This window comes from Streptomyces sp. NBC_00996, from assembly GCF_045162675.1.
Lineage (GTDB): Bacteria > Actinomycetota > Actinomycetes > Streptomycetales > Streptomycetaceae > Streptomyces.
In genome coordinates this window covers 3,859,569-3,879,488 of the sequence record NZ_CP108723.1, presented here as the reverse complement: position 1 = coordinate 3,879,488, position 19,920 = coordinate 3,859,569, and the positions used below count along the sequence as shown (strand labels likewise).

The 19,920-nt window shown below is 70.8% G+C and carries 18 protein-coding genes; 2 read left to right on the top strand and 16 right to left on the bottom strand.

Features of this window, described 5'->3' with window-relative positions; translation table 11 throughout:
- Window positions 1-15: 15 nt before the first annotated feature.
- The 14 genes from OG390_RS18325 to OG390_RS18260 form a co-directional block, all read right to left on the bottom strand.
- Window positions 16-1,581 carry a PP2C family serine/threonine-protein phosphatase gene (locus OG390_RS18325; RefSeq protein ID WP_406169237.1) on the bottom strand — a complete coding sequence of 522 codons (1,566 nt, stop codon included), beginning with the start codon at window positions 1,579-1,581 and terminating at the stop codon, window positions 16-18.
- 3 nt (window positions 1,582-1,584) lie between these two features.
- The gene (locus tag OG390_RS18320; RefSeq protein ID WP_406177726.1) at window positions 1,585-4,134 is read right to left on the bottom strand and encodes a tetratricopeptide repeat protein; all 2,550 of its coding nucleotides are present in this window, start codon (window positions 4,132-4,134) and stop codon (window positions 1,585-1,587) included.
- A gap of 11 nt (window positions 4,135-4,145) precedes the next feature.
- Window positions 4,146-5,477 carry a hypothetical protein gene (locus OG390_RS18315; protein WP_406169235.1) on the bottom strand — a complete coding sequence of 444 codons (1,332 nt, stop codon included), beginning with the start codon at window positions 5,475-5,477 and terminating at the stop codon, window positions 4,146-4,148.
- A 78-nt stretch (window positions 5,478-5,555) separates the two neighbouring features.
- Window positions 5,556-6,572 (bottom strand): glutamate ABC transporter substrate-binding protein, encoded by a 1,017-nt coding sequence (locus tag OG390_RS18310; protein WP_406169233.1) that lies wholly within the window; start codon window positions 6,570-6,572, stop codon window positions 5,556-5,558.
- Between the two features lie 14 nt (window positions 6,573-6,586).
- On the bottom strand, window positions 6,587-8,044 hold the full coding sequence (locus tag OG390_RS18305) for a hypothetical protein (protein WP_406169232.1): 1,458 nt from the start codon (window positions 8,042-8,044) through the stop codon (window positions 6,587-6,589).
- Between the two features lie 245 nt (window positions 8,045-8,289).
- Window positions 8,290-8,757 (bottom strand): hypothetical protein, encoded by a 468-nt coding sequence (locus tag OG390_RS18300; RefSeq protein ID WP_406169230.1) that lies wholly within the window; start codon window positions 8,755-8,757, stop codon window positions 8,290-8,292.
- Entirely contained in the window at window positions 8,754-9,254 is a 501-nt protein-coding gene (locus tag OG390_RS18295; RefSeq protein ID WP_406169228.1) for an RNA polymerase sigma factor, read from the bottom strand. The genes OG390_RS18300 and OG390_RS18295 overlap by 4 nt, the downstream gene beginning before the upstream one ends.
- Entirely contained in the window at window positions 9,244-9,717 is a 474-nt protein-coding gene (locus OG390_RS18290; protein WP_406169226.1) for a DUF3995 domain-containing protein, read from the bottom strand. The genes OG390_RS18295 and OG390_RS18290 overlap by 11 nt, the downstream gene beginning before the upstream one ends.
- Before the next feature lie 106 nt (window positions 9,718-9,823).
- Complete coding sequence (locus OG390_RS18285; protein ID WP_406169224.1) at window positions 9,824-10,837, bottom strand: N-acetylglucosamine kinase; 1,014 nt, start codon at window positions 10,835-10,837, stop codon at window positions 9,824-9,826.
- On the bottom strand, window positions 10,834-12,099 hold the full coding sequence (locus OG390_RS18280; protein ID WP_406169222.1) for a 6-phospho-beta-glucosidase: 1,266 nt from the start codon (window positions 12,097-12,099) through the stop codon (window positions 10,834-10,836). The genes OG390_RS18285 and OG390_RS18280 overlap by 4 nt, the downstream gene beginning before the upstream one ends.
- A 5-nt stretch (window positions 12,100-12,104) precedes the next feature.
- A complete protein-coding gene (locus OG390_RS18275; protein ID WP_369246648.1) occupies window positions 12,105-12,998 on the bottom strand; it encodes a carbohydrate ABC transporter permease in 894 nt (297 codons plus the stop codon).
- Window positions 12,999-13,003: 5 nt separating this feature from the next.
- On the bottom strand, window positions 13,004-13,945 hold the full coding sequence (locus OG390_RS18270) for a carbohydrate ABC transporter permease (protein ID WP_406169220.1): 942 nt from the start codon (window positions 13,943-13,945) through the stop codon (window positions 13,004-13,006).
- Between the two features lie 7 nt (window positions 13,946-13,952).
- Complete coding sequence (locus OG390_RS18265; protein ID WP_406169218.1) at window positions 13,953-15,290, bottom strand: ABC transporter substrate-binding protein; 1,338 nt, start codon at window positions 15,288-15,290, stop codon at window positions 13,953-13,955.
- Window positions 15,291-15,350: 60 nt separating this feature from the next.
- Entirely contained in the window at window positions 15,351-16,562 is a 1,212-nt protein-coding gene (locus OG390_RS18260) for an ROK family transcriptional regulator (protein ID WP_406169217.1), read from the bottom strand.
- Between the two features lie 460 nt (window positions 16,563-17,022).
- Here OG390_RS18260 and OG390_RS18255 point away from each other — a divergent pair, with 460 nt between their 5' ends.
- Window positions 17,023-17,199, top strand: a complete 177-nt coding sequence (locus OG390_RS18255) for a hypothetical protein (RefSeq protein ID WP_406169215.1) — start codon at window positions 17,023-17,025, stop codon at window positions 17,197-17,199.
- A gap of 118 nt (window positions 17,200-17,317) precedes the next feature.
- Here the strand turns inward: OG390_RS18255 and OG390_RS18250 are convergent, their stop codons facing one another.
- Window positions 17,318-18,421 carry a mechanosensitive ion channel family protein gene (locus tag OG390_RS18250; RefSeq protein WP_406169213.1) on the bottom strand — a complete coding sequence of 368 codons (1,104 nt, stop codon included), beginning with the start codon at window positions 18,419-18,421 and terminating at the stop codon, window positions 17,318-17,320.
- A gap of 273 nt (window positions 18,422-18,694) precedes the next feature.
- Between OG390_RS18250 and OG390_RS18245 the strand changes: the two genes are divergently transcribed.
- Window positions 18,695-19,231, top strand: coding sequence for an HNH endonuclease (locus tag OG390_RS18245; RefSeq protein ID WP_327428786.1), 537 nt, complete (start codon window positions 18,695-18,697; stop codon window positions 19,229-19,231).
- Window positions 19,232-19,282: 51 nt separating this feature from the next.
- Here the strand turns inward: OG390_RS18245 and OG390_RS18240 are convergent, their stop codons facing one another.
- The gene (locus OG390_RS18240; protein ID WP_406169211.1) at window positions 19,283-19,909 is read right to left on the bottom strand and encodes a hypothetical protein; all 627 of its coding nucleotides are present in this window, start codon (window positions 19,907-19,909) and stop codon (window positions 19,283-19,285) included.
- Window positions 19,910-19,920: the final 11 nt, after the last annotated feature.

Genomic DNA, 19,920 nt, shown 5'->3' with positions numbered 1-19,920 from the left:
CGTTCGTTCGCGGCCTCAGGCCGATCCTGCCCCCTGCGACGGGGCCGGGAACGGCAGGACGGCCACTGTTACGTTGTCGTGGCCCCCGCCGTCCAGAGCGTGACCGACAAGGACCTGGGCGCTGTGGAGAGGCCTTTCGGCGGCGCCGAGGGGTACGACCTCGGCCATGTCCTCGGCCGCCTCCGCGTAGTTCCACAGCCCATCGGTGCACACCACCACTACACCTGGCCGGTCCGGCTTGAAGGAAGCGGTGTGCGGCTCCAGTTCGTACGCGTCCGCGCCGAGCCAGCCCGTGATGGCGTGAGCACGCTCGTCCGCGTACGCCTCCGCCTCGTTCATCAGGCCCGCGGCGACCATCTGCGCGGCCCACGAGTCGTCCTCGGTGAGCCGGGCGGGCAGCGAACTCCGGTCGACAGGCACCCAGTAGGCGCGGCTGTCGCCGACCCAACCGACGATCAGCAGGGTGGGGGTGACGATGGCGCCGACGAGGGTGCAGGCGGGCGCGTTCACATGGGGGGCGTGCTCGCCCTGTGAGGTGGACGCGTCGGCGAGCGAGTTGACGGCCTCGGCGGCCGCGATGATCGCGTCGTGCATCGCCTGCTGCGGATGCGTGCCGACCGGCAGGGCCTCCAGCAGTGCCTCGTTCGCGGCGCGGGAGGCGGCGAGCGAGGCCTCGTCCGGGCGGGTCGCCGAGGAGACGCCGTCGCAGACGATCGCGACGACCGCGGGCTGCCCGTCGGGCAGCGCGGTCGACGAGATCGCGAAGGCGTCCTCGTTGCGGTGGTGGCGCAGGCCACGATCGCTGACCGCGGCCACCGCGCCCAACTCCTGCTCCATGTGGTCGCGTTCGCGCGGCTGCGCGTGCCCGCAGTTCTCGCAGTAGCCGTCGCTGTCGACGCTGCCCGCGCGGCAGGCGATACACATCTTGGTGCCGGCGGCCGGTGTCCCGAGGTCGGCGGTGCGCGGGTCGGCGGGAGCCTCGGGGGCCGGGGCTCCGGCGGCCGGGGGAGCCAACGGGTAATCGTCGGGCTCCGAGGGCCGGTCGAACCGTACGCCCGGGGGAGGCTCGGGCGGACCGGCGGCGTGCGCGGCGACGACAGGCGGGAATTCACCGGCGGAATGCGGGAGTCCACCCGCCGGGTGCGGGGGCTCACTCATGGCGTGCGGGACTCCACTCGTGGCGGGCGGGAGTTCACCCGTGGCGGGTGGCAGCTCACTCGCAGCATGCGGGAGTTCTCCCGTGGCATGTGGGAGCTCACTCGCAGGGGGCGCGAGTTCACCCGTGGCGTGCTGGAGCTCGGAACCGCCCGAGTCCGTGCCCCGGATGTCCGTGGCCCGGTGCACCGGGGCCGGCGTGTCGGAGCTGTCCACCTCGGGCGCGAGGGGCCAGTCCACGGACGCGGCGGCTGAAGGGGGGCGCGGTGAGGTGCCGTTCATGGTGATCGTGGGGTTGTCCGCCAGCGGTGCATGCACCGCCGACAGGTCGTACCCGCACGCGCCGCAGAAACGGTCACCCGCCTCCAGTGGCTCCTCGCAATTGGGGCACCGCGAAAGGGCCGTCGGCTGGGGCATCTGGGACATCAATCACACCCACGTCCGGGGGCGGTAACGGTTTGCACGTTCCACCAGGTCGATCCTCTCCTCGCCGCCCTGCGCGAGCCGGGCCAGCGTCCGGTACGAACGCTCGAGTCCGAAGCGGAGGCCACGCTCGTCCAGCTCGCTGCCGAGCAGCACACGTCCGCCTCCGGAAGCCGGAGCGGAACCCTGGCTACCGGAGAGTACCCAGTCCAGCGCGCAGCCAAGGACTTCTGTGGACAACTGCTCGCGTCGCACGGAGTCGAGACCGTATCCGTCAAGGGCCTCGACCTGTCCCGCCGCCGCTGTCAGATCGTCCAGGAACGGCGCGGCCGCCGCCTCCTCGGCCATCCGCTGCCGCAGCCGCGCCCGTACGGCGGCGACCCGCGCCGCCGTGTAGTGGATCGACGACTCCGGTACGGATTCCAGCGTGCGTACGGCGCCGCTGCGGTCGCCCGAGGCGAGCTGCACACGGGCCAGGCCGAACGCCGAGCTCACATAGCTGGGGTCGGTCGTCCACACCAGGCGGTAGTACTCGGCGGCGTTGTCCAGCTGACCGAGCACCTCCGCGCACAGGCCGAGGGCCAGCTTGGGCGCGGGCTCGCCGGGGAAGGCGTCGTAGATCGCGTCGAAGGACAGCGCAGCGATCTCGTACTCACCGGTGGCCAGGGCCGCGACGCCCCGGTACCAGACCACCCGCCAGTCGTCGGGGTGGTCCGCCTCCAGGGCCTCGATCGCCCTGGCCGCGCTGTTCAGTTCGCCCATCTCCAGACGGGCCCGCAACTCACGCAGGCGCAGCTCCAGCGAGCCGGTGGGTGCCGCGTGCAGCGCCGTGATCAGCTCGCCGGGCGCGGATGCCATGAGGCCCGCGAGGAAGCCCGCGTTGGGGTCGCCCGGGTCCACTCGGGGGATGGGCAGCGCGAGCGCGGTGGCGGCGGCCGGCACGGACTTGACCAGCGCGCTCGCGGTGGTCGCCGGGGGGAGGAGCGGAGTGCCGTTCGAGCCGGCCGGCAGCTGGGGCGCGCCTTTCTTCCCACGGAGGGGGATCACCCGAGACCCCAGCCGCGACACATCGCCGTCCAGCTTCCCGAACAACTCCGTGTCCGTGACCTTGAGCTCGGGCCCGAACAGGGTGGACAGCGCCGGGCGTGCCCGCCCCGTCTGGAGGGACACGACCTCCCTCAGCACACCGGTCAGCTGCTCGGACATCTCCTGCGCGGAGGCGAAGCGGCGGGCCGGGTCGGGGTCGGTGGCGCGGACCAGGAGCCGGTAGAAGGACTCGTACTGGCGGAAGACCTCGATGTTGTCCGGGTCGGGCAGGGAGTCCACGAAGACGTTCGTGTAGCCCTGGAAGTCGAAGGTGAGGACGGCGAGTGTGCGGGCGACCGTGTACAGGTCGGAGGCGACCGACGGGCCGACCTCCGCCACCTCCGGGGCCTGGTAGCCCACCGTGCCGTAGATGGCCGACTCGTCGTCGTCCATCCGGCGCACCGCGCCCATGTCGATCAGCTTGAGCTGGTCCTCGGCCTGGATCGCGTTGTCGACCTTGAAGTCGCAGTACAGCAGGTTGCGGCTGTGCAGATGACCGAGGGCCTCCAGGGCCTCGATGCCGTACGCGCAGGCCTGCTCCACGGGCAGCGGGTCCCGCTTGCCGTCCGCCGTGCGGCGGCCGTTGGCGATCTCCTTCAGCGACTTTCCGCCGACGTACTCCATGACGATGTACCCGTCCAGCGAACCCGTCCGCTGGTCGAGGTGCTCGACGAAGTTGTAGATCCGCACGATGTTGGCGTGCTCGATCTCGGCGAGGAAGCGCCGCTCGGAGATCGCCGCCGCCATCGCGTCCTGGTCGCCGGTGTCGAGGAGACCCTTGAGGACCACCCAGCGGTCGGAGACCGCGCGGTCGACGGCGAGGTAGACCCAGCCGAGCCCGCCGTGCGCGAGACAGCCCACGACCTCGTACTGGCCGTGCACGACGTCGCCCGCGTGCAGCTTCGGCACGAACGAGTACGGGTGGCCGCACTTGGTGCAGAACCCTTCGGTGCGCCCGGCCCGCTCGCCGCGCGAACGACCCACCGGAGCCCCGCAGTCCGAGCGCGAGCAGAATCGCTTCCGCTCGGGGACCTCAGGGTTCTCCTGGACCATCTCGCGCGGGTCGGGCCGCGGCACGTCCGGGACCTCGACCAGACCGACACCGAGCCGGCCGCGCCCGGAGGATCCCGCGGTCGAACCGGAACTGCGGACCGACACGGAGCGGCCCGTCGAGCGGCCCGACAGCGAGCGCGACAGCCGCCCCGAGACCGAGCGCCGTGACTGCGAGGAGCGCGAGGACGTACGGGAGCTGGCGCGCGAGCTGCTGCGCGCACTGCTGCTGTTGGATCCCCTGTTCGATCCACGCGAGCCCTTGCCGCCCGCCGTGATCCCGGTCGGGGGCGAGCCCACCATGCCGTTCGACGAGACCACCGGGGCCAGGCCGCACGTGTCGCAGTACAGCTCGCCGCCGCCCACGTCCTCGTACGACCCCGAGCAGCCGGGCCGCTGACACTTCTGCTGCCCACCCACAGCCTGCTGACTCACGATTCCCCCCTCCGGTCCACCCGGTCATGGGGCCCGCCCTGCTCGGGCACCCGCGGGCTCAACAGGTCGGCGACCGCCCGCTGGTAGCGCAGCACGGCCTCCTCCGCGACGCGCAGATCGCAGGGCGCGCTCCACAGCATGCGCCGCGCCGCGTCGTAGCGCTCGACGAGGAACGGGTCCTCGGCGAAGCCGTGCCGGGCGACCTTCGCCTTGTACGCGTCGAGGCGGCCGCGCAGCTCGGCGCGGACCGCCAGCGGCGCGGTGACCGCCGTCAACGACTCGCGAGCGCGCAGGAGTTCGTCCTCCGCCTTCTCCTCCAGCGACTCCAGAAGCGGGGACAGGCGGTGCCACTGAGCGTGTCTGCGGTACTCGGCGGCCGTCGCCAGCTGCTCCTGCAGCGCGGTCGGCGGACCGCTCACGGCCGGGACCTCGGACGCGGCGATCTTCGCCAGCACCTCACCGCGGGCGCTGCGCGCCTCGGCGAGCGTGCGGTCCGCGCGGCTGAGGACGTCCCGCAGCTTCACGAGCCGCGCCTCGGCGTCCTGCCGGACGGTGAGCACCGCGTCGATCTCCCGGCGCACCTCCTCCAGGGCGCGCGCCTCGCGGTCGTAGGTCGTCGTGTCCGGGCGTCCGCCGCCGGGCGCCGAACTCCCCGGCGCGGGCACCCAGAAGGCCAGCGGATCGGAGACGACACGCTCGCGCAGCGTGGTGAGCGTGCGGGTGATCCGCTCCAGGTCGTCGCCCGCCGGGTGCTCGCCGGGGCGTACGCCCACGGAGTGCGCGAGCTGGCGGGTGCGCTGGAGCTCCGCGGCCAGTAAATCGATCCGGGCGGGCAGCGCGGACCACACGGCGTCCGAGGCGACGACCATGTCCAGCGACGACGCGTACAGCTCGTTCATCCGCTCCACCAGCGCGGCCAGCGAGAACTGCTCGCTGAGCTTGCTGCTGCCGGCCAGGGTCGGCGCGTTCGCCGTGGCGGTGGCGCTGCCCGCGACCGTGACGCTCTCGCCGCGCAGCAGCTCGGTCAGTTCGACCAGGTCGTCACGGCTGGACCAGCGTCTGCGGGAGCGGATCTCGCGGGCGGAGCGCAGCGCGTCCGTGTACGCGTCGAAGTAGGCCCACAGCAAGGTGATCGACGCCTCCGCGGACGTCCAGCGTTCCTTGGTCGTGCCCGTGAGCTCGGCGCCTTCCAGGAGTCTGCGGCCCGCGTGGTCCTGCAGGGCGAGGAGCGAGGTCTCGATGGCCTCGTGCTCCGCGCCGAGCCGCGCCAGCGCACGGTCCACCTCGTCCCGGTCCATCACCGGCCCGGGGGGTCCCGTGACGCCCATCGATCACCTCTCGCTCTCCGTCGTTCCCTGTGCGCCTGTCCGGTGCGCCCGGGTAACTCTCCAGTCGTACCAGGTCGGTTACTTGTACTTCGCCGCGGGCGGGTTCGCCGACTCGGAGTCCGCGCCCAGGGTCGGGGACAGCCACTTGTCGTACGACGCGCGCCAGCCGCTCTTGCGGTAGTCCACGAGGACCTGGTTGACCCGGCGTACCAGATCGTCCGCGTCCTTCTTCATCGCCACGCCGTAGTACTCGGTCGTGAAGCGGTCGCCCTTGAGCTCCACCGTCGGGTCCTGCGCGGCCTGGCTCGCGGCGAGCGCGCCGTCGGTCACGACGGCATCGGCCTCACCGAGCTGCAGCCGCACCAGGCAGTCGAGCTGGTTGGGGACGGTGGTGGATATGTCGGCGGAGGAGACGAGCTTGCCGGCGTCCTTGTCCGCCTTGAGCTTGTCGTAGGCGGTGGAGCCCGCCGCCGAACAGATCTTCTTCTTCGCCAGCGACTTGTCGTACCCCTTGATGTCCGAGGTCTTCGGGGCCAGGACCTGCTGGCCGGTCAGGAAGTAGGGGGCGGAGAAGGCTACGTCCTTGAGGCGCTCGCAGTTGATCGTCATGGTGCGGACCACCATGTCGACCTGGCCGCTCTTGATCGCCGGGATGCGCTGGATGGTGGGGATGGCGTGGAACCGGACGGCGTTCGGGTCGCCGAGGATCTCCTTGGCGATCTCGTGCGCGAGATCGATGTCGAAGCCCTCCAGGTCGCTGCTCCTCTTCGTGCTGTTCGGATCGCGGTAGCCCCAGCGGTAGCTGTTCTGGTCGACGCCGACCGACAGATAGCCGCGCTTCTTGATGGCCGTGATCGTCGTGCCGCTCTCGTCGCTGGACGGGGAGAGACTCTGGTCCTGCGGATCGGTGCAGGTGTCGTCCTTCACCTGGGTGCCCTCGGCCACTCCCTGGCCGCCGATGCCCGTGCTGCCGTCCCCGCGCGCGTTGCCCAGCGGCAGCAGCAGTGCGAAGACCACGGCGAGGGCGCAGGCGACGGCCATCGCGCCCACGCCGCCCCAGCCCTTCAGGCTCGCCCTCAGGCGTCGTGCCGTCATCGCCGCTGCCCCTTTCACCGGTACTCCGAAAGCCTGCGCCCGATGCCGAGCAGCGCGCCCGCCGCGGCGAGCACCGCAAGGACCGCCGTGCCGACCGGGAGACCGGTCATCGCGTCCCGCCCGCCGCCCGCCGCCTGCTTGAACTCGCTCTCCTCGTGCGTCAGGGCGAGCGCCAGATTCGTGTCGACGCCGTCGAAGCACTCGCCCGTCGGCTTGTCGCTCTTGGATCCGATCACCTTGTTCAGAGCGCCCTGGTAGTCGCCCGCGTCGTCGGCCGCGCGCGCCTCCTTGTGGCGGGACTTCCAGACCTTCATGTTGCCGGTGGCGGCCTGTACGGGCTCCTCGCCCGCCTTGTCGTCGGCGAGGTCCGCCGCCAGGGCCAGGCCCTTGGTGAGCGTCTTCATGTCCTGCTGGAAGTCGTAGTCGAAGGCGTCCACCGTCGTCGTGCCGTCGGCCAGCGTCTTGGTCTCGGCGCCGCGGCTGACCAGGGTCAGGTTCTCGTTGCCCCGCGCGTTCAGGGAAGCGATGCGGGCGTCGTGCAGCACGTTCATGGAGCGGACGCCGTGGTCGTAGGACTCGTCGAGTCCGGCGCGCGCGACGCTGTGCCCGACGACGAGCCACAGGAGCACCACCGTGGAGGCGGCGGTGGCGGCGGCCATGCCCTGGTTCAGCACCCGGTTGGTCCGCCGGTAGTTGCGGCGCTGGGCCCAGACGAGGCCGCCGAGCGCCAGCACGCCGAGGCCGATGGCGGCCCACGGGTAGGGCCTCGCGTCGGCGTAGTCGGCGCTCAGCCGCTGGTTCTCCCGCTGGTAGAGCTCCTCGGCCTTCGGGAGCATCTGCTTCTGCATCTTCTCGTTCGCGTACCGCAGATAGGCGCCGCCGAGCGGGTAGCCCTGGCGGTTGTTGGCGCGGGCGCGCTCGATGAGGCCCTTGTACTCGGGCAGCAGCTTGTTCAGCTCGGAGATGGTGTCCGCCGAGGGGGAGCCCGGCTCCGAGCTGTTGGCGGCGGTGATCAGCTTCGCGGCGGCGGTCTTGATGTCCAGCTCGTACCGGTCGCGGGAGGCCTTGGTCTCCTGGCCGCCGGCCAGGAAGCCGCTGGAGGCCGCCGTGTTGGCGTCGGCGAGCGAGCGGTAGATGTCGGCGGCGCTCGCGCTCAGCGGCTGGCTGCTGTACAGCACGTCGTCCGCGGCGGCCGAACGCTCCGTCATCTGCCAGGCGGTGACAGCGCCGAACGCGACGACCAAGAGGGCGAGGACGGCGCCGATGATGCGCAGCCGGCCCGGCTCCGTCGTCGCCGCGGCGCGCAGGCGATCGACGCCCTCCGCCCATGCCGTACGGCGCGCGGGCGCCGTGTCCGGCGTCGCCGGCCCGCCCCGCGGTGCCGCGGGACCGGCTTGCGGCGGCACGGCGGGCATCGTCGGCGCGCCGGCCGGTGCCGGTGGCGCCGCACTGCCCTTCGGCGGGTATGTCACTTGACCTCCCCCATGGTCATCCGTAGTTCGCCTCCGTCCCGTGTGCGGGAAGCACGGACTGCGGACAGAGGCGTACGGCCGCAAGTATCGCCGCCGGGACTGACATCCGCACAGGCCTTGACTCGATCTTGTTCGGATCGCAGCGCAACTGTCGAATTCCGGCGCAGCGCAAGGCTCCCGCACCACCCCCCTTCCCATGAATACGCCGTCCGGATCTGTTCGGTTCCCGCCCGTCGCCGCCGCGTTCAGAGCAGGCCGGTCAGCCGCCGCAGACTGCGCTCCCCTTCGTGCCGTACACCCAGCGGCACCAGCGCGGCGCGCCCCGGCACTCGCACGCCTCCGGTGAACGCCACCCGTGTTCCGTCGCCGTCCGGCGCCGCGGCGGCGCCGACCAACAGGAACCGGCTCTGCAGCCAGCACCAGCCCGGCCGCTGCTCCCCGCGCAGCAGGGCCCGCATCCCGTACTTGCTGCGGGCCAGCGCCTCGACGCGGGCACCGTCCCGCTTCAGGATCCGCAGCCCTCGCATGTCGGGCGTGACGCGTCCGAACTCGCCTTCCAGGTCGCCCATCAGGGCCCATACACGCTCGTACGGGGCGGCCACGACGCCCTCGGTGACATGGGCGCCGCGGATGCCGGCGGCGAGCACGTGCAGCCGCCGCACCGGGTCGAGGTCGGCGACGGGCCAGTGACGGGTCGTGTCGCGTCCGGTCATGAGGTCCACGCCTTCCGGAAGGTGTCCCGTGCCCGGTGCAGCCGGGACTTGACGGTGCCGACGCGAAGGCCGAGCAACTCGGCCGCGGCCCGCTCGTCCATGCCCTCCACGTCGCGCAGGACGAGCACGGCCCGGTGCTCGGGGGAGAGCCGGTCCAGTACGTCCCGGATGTCGGCGGCGAGTTCGGGGTCGCCGCGCGAGGGCAGGGTGCTCAGATCGGCGGGCACCGCGCGGGCGGCGCGCCGGGCCGACCGGATCGCCTCGCGCACCGCGATGGCTCGGACCCAGCCGCGCAGCGCGGCCGGGTCCTTGAGGGAGCGCAGCGAGCGGAACACCGCGACCAGCGCCTCCTGTGCGGCGTCCGGCCCCTGGTCCAGGGCGATGGGACCGCAGATACGGCCTACGTAGGGGGCCAGTTCGTCCAGCAGTTCGGCCATGGCGAGGGTGTCGCCGCGCTGGGCGGCGCGCACCCGGCGGACCGTTTCCTCATCGGACACGTACGGCATCTTCCCAACGCGCGGTGCTTTCCCGGGCAGCGGTGCCCTGTTGGCGGGCGACCTTGAGCGCGGCCGCGCACAGCACCGCGCACAACGGGGTGTAGAGGCCGAGGTTGAGCCGGTAGAAGGCGGTCCCGGTGTCCTGCGCGAAGAGCCAGTAGACGCCCGCCAGTGTGCGCAGGGACAGCCCGGCCGCCACCGCGAGGGTGCCGAGGCGGAGCAGCCCGTGCGGGCGCCGGGACTGGGCGACGACGATGCCGCTCGCGGTCAGCAGGAGTGCGGCGAGCGGCAGGACGACGGGCGGGGTGAACGGGGCCTCGGTACCAAGGACCCCGTACGACAGGCTCTTCTCGTCGGCGGCGGGCCAGGTGGAACCGGTCGCCCAGTAGAGGTGGAACAGTGCGTCCGTGGTGAGCACCGAGGCGAGGAGTGCGGCGGCTCGTGCGGCCGTGCGGTCGGACATGGGGCCTCCTGAGATGGCAATCGACACCCACCAGAGGAGGCGTCCGGGCCATTCGTTCCCGCGGATGTGCGGGAATTTCCGGCGCGGACACCCGAACCCCCGTTCGTCAGGCCTGCTCGTAGAACGACCGCACGCGCGTGTGCACCTCCTCCTGAGCCCCCACGTGGTCCAGGCCCAGGAGGGCGGCGCCGAGTACGGGACGTGCCGTGACCACCCGGGGGACCGCCTTCGGAGCGCGGATCGCGAGGACTTCGTGGACGCGGTCGTCGAGTTGTGGGTGGCGGGCGGCGAGGATGCTGCCGCCGAGGAGGACCGGGGTCTCCTCGGTGAGGAGGTCGAGCCGGGTCAGGGCGACCATGGCCATGGCAACCACCTCGTCCGCGAGCCGGTCGACGATCGCGCGGGCCACCGGGTCGCCGTCCACCGCCGTGGCGAACAGGACGGGCGTCAGCTCGTGACGGCGGGCGTTGCCGATGTGTTCGAGGTGCAGCGCCTCGATCAGGGCGTACATCGAGGTCAGACCGAAGTGCGCGGGAAGCGTGCGCGCCAGGGTCGTGGGGCCGCCTCGGCCGTCCTCCGCCCGCGCCGCGTGCCACAGGGCCTCCTCCGCCAGGCCCCAACCCCCGCCCCAGTCCCCGGAGATACGTCCGATCGCCGGGAAGCGGGCGGTGCGGCCGTCGGGCCGCATGCCGACGCAGTTGATGCCGGCCCCGCAGACGACGGCGACTCCGCGCGGCTCGGCCACACCGGCCCGCAGGATCGCGAAGGTGTCGTTGCGCACCTCCACGCTCGCGCCCCACGCGCGCGCGTGCAGCGCGGCCGCCAGCTGCTCCTCCTCGACCGGGAGATCCGCGTTGGCCAGGCACGCGGAGACATGGGCGACGGAGGCGACACCGGCCTCGGCGAAGGCCCGGCCGACCGCGTCGGCGACCGCGTCCACGGCCGCCTCGACCCCGACGGCCGGCGGGCGGAAGCCCCCGCCCCGCGCGGTGCCGACGATCGCGCCGTCGGCAGCGATCACCGCGACGTCGGTCTTGCTGTTCCCCGCGTCGATGGCCAGGACCAGGCCCGCGGGGCCGGCCCCGGCGGTCGTCCCCGCGCCGGGGCCCGATGACGTCATGCCCACGCGAGGTGCTCCCGGTTGTGCGCGATCAGCTGGTCGGTGAGGGCGTCGGCGTACGCGTACTGGCCGACCAGGGGGTGGGAGAGGAGGGCCCGGAAGACCCGGTCGCGGCCGCCGCGCAGGGCGGCCTCCAGGGCCAGGTCCTCGTACGCCGTCACGTTGGCCATCAGGCCCGCGTACAACGGGTCCACGGACGGCATCGACAGCGGCGCGGGCCCCTTGGAGCCGATCGCAGCCTGCACCTCGATCACGGCGTCGTCCGGGAGGAAGGGGAGCGTGCCCTTGTTGTACGTGTTCACGACCTGGTACGGGTTGCCGCCTCCGCCCAGCAGCGACGCCGCGAGGTCCACCGCCGCCTCCGAGTAGTAGGCGCCGCCCCGCTTGGCGAGCAGCTCCGGCTTCTCGTCCAGCGCCGGGTCGGCGTACATCGACAGCAACTGCCGCTCCATTTGCGCCACTTCGGCGGCCCGGGACGGCTTCGTACGCAGCTCTCGGACGACCTCGTCGTGTGCGTAGTAGTAGCGCAGGTAGTAGGAGGGAACCACCCCGAGGCGGTCGGCGATGCTGCGTGGCAGGCGCAGATCGTCGGCGATGGTGTCGCCGTGCTCGGCGAGGAGTTTCGGCAGGACGTTCTCGCCCTCGGGACCGCCCAGACGCACACCTGTTTCCCAGGTGAGGTGGTTGAGGCCCACATGGTCGAGGTGCACATCGGCGGGGGTGACGCCCAGTAGTCCCGCGAATCTCCGCTGGAAACCGATCGCCACATTGCACAGTCCGACCGTCTTGTGGCCCGCCTGGAGCAGGGCGCGCGTCACGATCCCGACCGGGTTGGTGAAGTCGATGATCCAGGCGTCCGGGTTCGTACGGCGCACGCGCTCCGCGATGTCCAGCACCACCGGCACCGTGCGCAGCGCCTTCGCCAGGCCGCCCGCGCCCGTCGTCTCCTGCCCGATGCAGCCGCACTCCAGCGGCCAGGTCTCGTCCTGTTCGCGGGCCGCCTGGCCGCCGACGCGGAGTTGCAGCAGTACGGCGTCGGCGCCCTCCACGCCCGCGTCCAGGTCGGAGGTCGTCACGATGCGTCCGGGGTGGCCCTGCCGAGCGAAGATCCGTCGGGCGAGGCCGCCCACCAGCTCCAGACGCTCGGCCGCCGGATCGACGAGCACCAGCTCCTCGATCGGCAGGGTGTCCCTCAACCGCGCGAATCCGTCGATGAGTTCGGGGGTGTAGGTCGACCCTCCGCCGACCACGGTGAGTTTCATATGGGTCAACCCTTCACTCCGGTGAGCGTGACACCCTCGACGAACGCCTTCTGCGCAAAGAAGAACACGAGGATCACGGGGGCCATGACCAGCACGGTCGCGGCCATGGTGAGATTCCAGTCGGTGTGGTGCGCGCCCTTGAACGACTCCAGCCCGTAGGAGAGGGTCCAGGCGCCCGGGTTCTCCGACGCGTAGATCTGGGGCCCGAAGTAGTCGTTCCAGGCGTAGAAGAACTGGAAGAGCGCGACGGCGGCGATGCCGGGTTTGGCCATCGGGAGCACGACCTTCAGGAGCGTCCTGAGGTCGCCGCAGCCGTCAACCTTCGCCGCGTCCACGTACTCGTTCGGGATCGTCATCAGGAACTGGCGCAGCAGGAAGATGGAGAAGGCGTCGCCGAACGCCATCGGGATGATCAGCGGCCAGAGCGTTCCCGAAAGGTCCAGCTGCTTCGCCCAGAAGAGGTACATCGGGATGATGACCACCTGTGGCGGCAGCATCATCATCGAGATGACCAGCATCAGCGACAGATTGCGGCCGCGGAAGCGGAACTTGGCGAGCGCGTAGGCGACGGGGATCGACGAGACGACCGTCAGGACCGTGCCGGCACCGGCGTACAGCAGGGTGTTCTTCCACCAGGTCAGGAAGCCCGGTGTGTCGAAGACCTTCTTGTAGTTGCCCCACTCCCACGTGTGCGGGATCAGATCGCGGCTGAGCGCCTGGGTGTCGCTCATCAGCGAGGTCAGGAACACGAACACGAAGGGCAGGACGAAGAAGAGGGCAGCCGCGACGCCCAGCGCGTGGATCGCGACCCACTCCAGGAGCGCCTTGCGGCGGGCGGTGCGCTCGGCGGGCGAGACCGGGGCCCGCAACTCCACCGGCTTGTCGAGTACTTGAGTCATGGGTGTCAGTCACCTGCCTGGATGAGACCGCCCCGGCGCCGCATCAGAAACGCGGTGAACACCATGGACAGGGCGAACAGCACGAGCGCGACCACACAGGCGGAGCCGTAGTCGAAGCGCTGGAAGCCGAGGTTGTAGACGAGCTGCGGCAGGGTGAGCGTCGACTTGTCGGGATAGCCGGGCTCGAACTGCGTACCGGCGCCCTGGATGACGCCCGAGGCGACCTTCCCCGCGATCAGCGGCTGGGTGTAGTACTGCATGGTCTGGATCACGCCGGTGACCACGGCGAACATCACGATCGGCGAGATGTTCGGCAGGGTCACGTACCGGAAGCGCTGCCACGCCGAGGCGCCGTCCAGCTCCGCGGCCTCGTACTGCTCGGTCGGTACGTCGAGCAGCGCGGCCATGAAGATGACCATCAGGTCGCCGATGCCCCACAGGGCCAGCAGGGTGAGGGCCGGCTTGGACCAGGTGGGGTCGTTGAACCAGCCGGGCGCCGGGACGCCGACCTTCTCCAGGATCGAATTGACCGGGCCCGTACCGGGGTTGAGCAGGAAGGCGAAGGCCATCGTGGCCGCGACCGGCGGGGCGAGGTAGGGAAGATAGAAGAGGGTGCGGAAGACACCCGTACCCGTCTTGATCTTCGTGATCAGCAGTCCGACGCCGAGCCCGAAGAGGACCCGCAGCGTGACCATGACGACGACCAGCCACAGGGTGTTCCGCAAGGCGGGCCAGAACAGCGGGTAGTTCTCGAAGACGTACGTCCAGTTCTTCGTTCCGCTCCACGTCGGCGGTTTGAAGCCGTCGTAGTGCATGAAGGAGAAATAGACGGTCGAGATCAGCGGGTACGCGAAGAAGACCGCGAAGCCGATCAACCAGGGCGACATGAAGGCGAGCGTTCGAAGCGCCGAACGACGGCGCTTCGACGCGAGCGTTACCGTGCTCATCTCCGTACTACTTCGCCTGCGCGATGTCCGTGTCGATCTGCTTGGCGGTGCTTTCCAGAGCCGCCTTCAGATCCTTGGCCTTGCCGCTCTCGTAGTCGTATCCGAGCTGCTGGATCGTCACCAGATAGGTGCCGCCGTTGATGGACGCGGGAGTCGTCGTCGAGTTCGGGTTCGACGCGATGTCCAGGAACGTCTTGAAGCGCGGGTCGTACGTGAGCTTCGGCGACTTCAGCGCCGCGAGCGTCGACGGCACATTGTGGATGTCGTTGGCGAAGCCGACCACCGCGTCCGTGTTCGTGGTCATGTATTCGACCAGTTCCCAGGCCGCGTTCTGCTTCTTGCTGGTGGAGGCGATGCCCGCGATGGTGCCGGTGATGTAGCCCTTGCCGTACTGGTCGGCCTGGTCGTCGGGTACGGGCAGCGGGGCGACGCCGATCTCGAAGTCCGGCTTGGCCTCCTCGGCCATGCCGAGCCGCCACTCACCGTCCAGCTGCATGGCGACCTGACCGGTGTGGAAGGGGTGCTTGGGGCCCCATTCGTCACCGAGCTTGGAACGGTACGTCTCCAGCTTCTTGTAACCGCCGAGTTCGTCGACGAGCTTCTTCTGGAGGGCGAAACCGGCCGTGAAAGCGGGGTCCTTGGCGATGTTCGACTTGCCGCTGCTGTCGAAGTACGTCGGCGAGAACTGACCGAAGTAGTGCTCGGTCGTCGACTCCCAGCCGTGGTAGTTCGGCATGAAGCCGAGCTGCGAGTAGGAGTCGCCCTTGGTGATGGTGAGCTTCTTGGCGTCCTTCTCGAATGCGGACCAGGTCTTCGGGGGGCTGGTGATTCCGGCCTTCTTGAACGCGGTCTTGTTGTAGTAGAGCCCGTACGCGTCACCGAGCAGCGGCACCGTGCAGCGGTTGCCGTCGAACTGGGTGTACTCGTTCATCGCCTTCGGGAAGGTTGTCTCCGGGTCGATGCCCGCCTTCTTGAAGAAGGGGTTCAGATCGACGAAGGCGCCGGAGGAGCAGAACTTGCCCACGTTGTTGGTGGTGAAGGAGGAGACGACGTCGGGGGCCTTGTCGCCCCCCGCGCGCAGCGCCTGGTTGATCTTGTCGTCCGTCATGTTGCCGACGATGTTCACGTGGATGTTGGGGTGCGCCTTCTCGAAGCCCGCGACCAGGGACTTCACGGCCTTGACCTCGTTGGGCGCGCTCCACGCGTGCCAGAAGTTGATCGTCTGGTCCTTGGACGCGTCGTCGCTCGCGCCGGAGTCGGACTGGCCGGTACAGGCGGTGGCGAGGAGGGCTATCGAGGCGGAAGCGGCGAGCGCGGTGACCGCTTTCCGGGATATTCCGGGCATGACGGGGTCTCCCTAGGGCAGGGCGGGGGCGGTGAAGGTGGTGAGCGTGCGGGGAACGGACTAGCGGGAGGTGTCGAAGACCTCGTCGCGGGTGGCTGCCAGGGCGCTTTCCAACGCGCCGCGCAGCACGGGGTGTTCGTGTACGTCGCCGACGACGAGACGCGGCCGGGACGCGGCCAGCTCCTCCAACTCGGCCTGGACCAGGGCGCGCAGTGGTTCGCCGCCCGCGGTGAGCGATGCGCCGCTGAGCACGACGAGCTCGGGGTCGAGCACGGAGACCAGCGAGGCGAGACCCGTGGCGAGACCGGTCGCGTAGGTCTCCAGGAGCCGTCGGTGCGGCCCCTCGTCGATGGTGGCGGCCCGCTCGACAAGGGCCGCGGCGACCTCGGCGTACGGACCCGTCGGTACGTCCTCGATGCCGAGCTCGCGGGCCAGCTTGGGCAGGGCCTGCGAACCGGCCAGCTCCTGGTAGCCGCCGCTGTTGGCCTTGGTGACCTGCCGCACCAGGGGCGCGCCCGGCACCGGCAGGAAGCCGACCTCGCCCGCGCCGCCGGTCCAGCCGCGGTGCAGCCGTCCGCCGAGGACGAGCGCGGCTCCGAGGCCGCCCTCGTTCCACAGGAGTACGAAGTCCTCGTGGCCCTGGGCGGCACCGAGCCGCTGCTCGGCGATGGCGACGAGGTTGACGTCGTTCTCGTACTCGACGGGCATCGGCAGCGCGGCCGCGAGCTCGTCGAGCAGGCTGGGGGAGTGCCAGCCGGGCAGGTGTGAGGCGTAGCGCAGCCGACCGGTGTTCGGGTCGAAGGCGCCGGGGGTGCCGATGACGAGGCGTCGGACGTCGTCCCTGGCAAGCCCGGCCGCCTTCACCGCGCCGTCGAGGGCGTCGGTGACCTGGCGTACGACGGGCTGCGCGGGGCGCCGGCCGGGCGTGAGCAGCTCGTACTCGCCGACGGTCCGGCCGGTGACGTCCGCGACGGCGGCGAGGATGCGTTCGGGGGTGACGTCCAGGCCGGCCGCGTAGGCGGCGCCCGGATTGACTACGTACAACTGGGCGCTGGGGCCCGGGCGGCCCTCGCTGGTGCCGGTGGCGAGGACGAGTCCCGCCGCCTCCAGACGGGCGAGGAGCTGCGAGGCGGTGGGCTTGGACAGCCCGGTGAGCTTCCCGATCCTGGTCCGCGACAGCGGCCCGTGCGCGAGAAGCAGATCGAGGGCGGCGCGGTCGTTCATGGCGCGCAGGACGCGCGGAGTGCCCGGCGTACCGGCGGATCCTGCCATGTGGTCGACACCTGCCTTTCAACTGCCCACCTTCCCAGTGACCTGGGAGGAAAGTCCATCCGATGATCACTGTTAGGAAAGTTTCCTATTGGGTGGAAGGAACGTAAGCCCGGGGCGAAGCAGGCGTCAAGAGAAACCGCCCCCGCGGCAACAGACTCGTTACCTGCGAATGCGGTCGCGACCGGTGCAGAGCCCGTGAGGGAAGACCCCGCCGCGCTTGCTCCGGTGCGAAGCGCCGTCGCATGGCGGGCCGCGGGGCCGGCGTGCCACTCTCCGCCGAGGCGCTGGACGAGCGCCAGAGGCATGTGCTGCGTGCGATGCCCCTCTCCGAGGGGCGGCAGGAGCGGGTCCGTGACCAACTGACGGCGTCCGAGCGGGCGTTCCTCGTCGCCGAGAAGGGCCGTGAGGGGATCCACTTCCGGTGGCGGCCCGGACGCGGCGACGGTCCGTCCGGGGATCGATGGCCTTCGACGCGACCTCGGGCGACGTCCGCCTCGACGTCCGCGACGGGGAAGACCTCCTGGGAGTGGCGGGCCTGGGGAAGGGGTCCGCCTTCGCCGCGGTGTGCCAGATGGCCCGGGCCGCGGGGCTGTCCGGGGCGGACGGGCTGACATCGTGCGTTCAGCGGACGGGCTGACGCCGTGCGTTCACTCGAACGGGCGTGCTGAAGCGTTACGGCCGTCGGAGTCCCGTACAGACGGGGGAGGCGGCGCCCGGAACCCCGGGCGCCGCCTCCCCCGTACCAACCGTGAGCGCTACTTGGGAACGCCCGACGGTGTCGGTGCCGGTGTGATCGGCGTGGCCGCCGCGGCCTGCGGGGACGACGGGTTCGCGTGGGCCGACGGGGCCGCTACGGTCTCCGTCGAGTCCGGGGCCGGGTCCTCCTCCGCTTCCGCCACGGGGCCGCCCACGATGCGGATGTTCGCGGCGTCGAAGGCGCGCTTGATGCGCCAGCGCAGCTCGCGTTCCACGGAAAGGGCCTTGCCGGGCATCGTCTTGGCCGAGACGCGGACGACCATGGAGTCGAGCAGGACGCTGTCGAGGCCGAGGACCTCGACCGGGCCCCAGAGGCGCTCGTTCCAGGGCTCGTCCTTGCTCATGCCCTCGGCGACCTCGTTCAGTACGGACTGGACGCGGTCCAGGTCCTCCGAGGCGCGGAGGGTGACGTCGACGCCGGCCGTGGCCCAGCCCTGGGAGAGGTTGCCGATGCGCTTGACCTCGCCGTTGCGGACGTACCAGATCGCGCCGTTGTCGCCGCGCAGCTTGGTCACGCGCAGGCCGACCTCGATGACCTCGCCGGAGGCGACGCCCGCGTCGATCGTGTCGCCGACGCCGTACTGGTCCTCCAGGATCATGAAGACGCCGGAGAGGAAGTCGGTGACCAGGTTGCGTGCGCCGAAACCGATGGCGACACCGGCCACGCCCGCGGAGGCCAGCAGCGGGGCCAGGTTGATCTCGAACGTGCCGAGGATCATCAGCGCGGCCGTGCCCATGATCAGGAAGGACGCCACCGAGCGGAGGACCGAGCCGATCGCCTGGGAGCGCTGGCGGCGCCGCTCGACGTTCACCAGGAGGCCGCCGAGGGTCGTGCCGTCGGCCCCCTGGACCGTGCGGTTCATGCGTTCTATGAGCTTGGTGATCGCCCGCCGGACGGCCACTCTCAGTACCGCCGCGATCACCAGGATCAGCAGGACACGCAAGCCGATCGCCAGCCACGTGGACCAGTTCTGCTGGACCCAGCTCGCGGCGTTGGTCGCGCCTTCCTGGGCGTCCTGAAGCGTGGCGACCGTCGGGTCCGTCGACGTCGAGGGGGACGGCGACGGCGTCGAACCGACGGCCAATAGGACGGGCAGGGACACGGCAGCAACCTCCAGGCGTAGCGGTCTGCCCGCGGCAGGGGACACACGAGGGGCACCGGTCGGGCAGACCCACCACACTAACGGGGCATCGTGTGTGGATCGTTGCGATGTTCGAGGGAGAGACTGTGCTCACCTGGGGATGAAGAAGATGTGGTCGAAAACACTCCCAGCCCGTTACCGGGACATGGTGGCGCTTCCACCAGGCATTCGGGGACACTGGCCACAGATCGTCCCGGCGCGAGCCACGCGCCGCCGGCGTACAAGGAGGCATCCGTGCCGCATGTCCTGGTCCTCAACGCGTCGTACGAGCCGCTCGGCGTCGTACCGCTCCGCCGCGCGCTCGTCCTCGTCCTCGAGAACAAGGCCATCTGCCTCGAGGAATCCGGCGCCTTTATGCATAGTGCAACCGTTACTGTCCCCGCACCCAGCGTGGTCCGGCTGAAGAGGTTCGTGCGGGTCCCTTACCGGGGGCCCGTTCCGCTGACCAGGCGAGCTCTGTTCGCCCGCGACGGCGGCCGGTGCATGTACTGCGGTGGCGTCGCAACCAGCGTCGACCACGTCATCCCGCGCTCCCGCGGAGGTCAGCACGCCTGGGAAAATGTGGTGGCGTCCTGCCGCCGCTGCAACCACACCAAGGCCGACCGCCACCTGGTCGAGATCGGCTGGCGCCTGCGCCACAAACCCGCCCCGCCGACGGGGCTCGCATGGCGCATCATCGGAACCGGGCATAGGGACCCGCGCTGGCTGCCATATCTGCAGCCGTACGGCGCGGATGACGCGATGGCCCGGATCGACGGCATTTCCGCCTGACGATCCGGGCTTTTGCGTACCCCGCCGCGGTTGCGGCCGTGCGACCCCGCGTCAGGCGCGGGGTCCCTCGGGGCGGGCGCCGCGCGCTGCGCAGAGTGCCGTGCCGAGTACGAAGAGTGTGAGGCCGACTGCCCAGGCGCCACGCTGTGGACCCGGTTGCATGGGCCAGGCCAGGAGTGTCGCTCTACTCACGCGGGGCGAGGCGGCCGACAGGTACACGGCGCTGAGGTACAGCGTCGTCGGCATCCAGCTCACCCTGGCGCCGAGCAGCGCCGCCGCGGCTGCCGTGATGCCGACGGCCCCCAGCGTGTTGCGGACCATCGCCGCCCCGCCGAACTCCTGGGAGTGCCCCGGCACGGCGAGGGCCAGCAGTGCCGCCGCGAGCGCGGTCAGGACCAGCAGGTGGGCCAGGCGCCGCGGCCACCAGCGGCGTACGGCGGTGTCGTCCAGGTCACGCGCGTATGTGTGGAGGCTCACGCCGATCGCCGACGAGGCCAGCAGCGGGGCGAGCGAGACCAACGGCACCCTGCGGTACGGGTCGAGGTACACGTCCGGACGGCTCGCCACCCACAGGGTGAGGAGCGCGGCGCAGACGAGGGCCGCCACGGTCGCCGGGATGCCGCGGGAGCGGGCGTAGAGGGCGAGGGGGGTGAGCCCGGGTCCGGGTGCCGCGTTCACAGTGTCTCTCC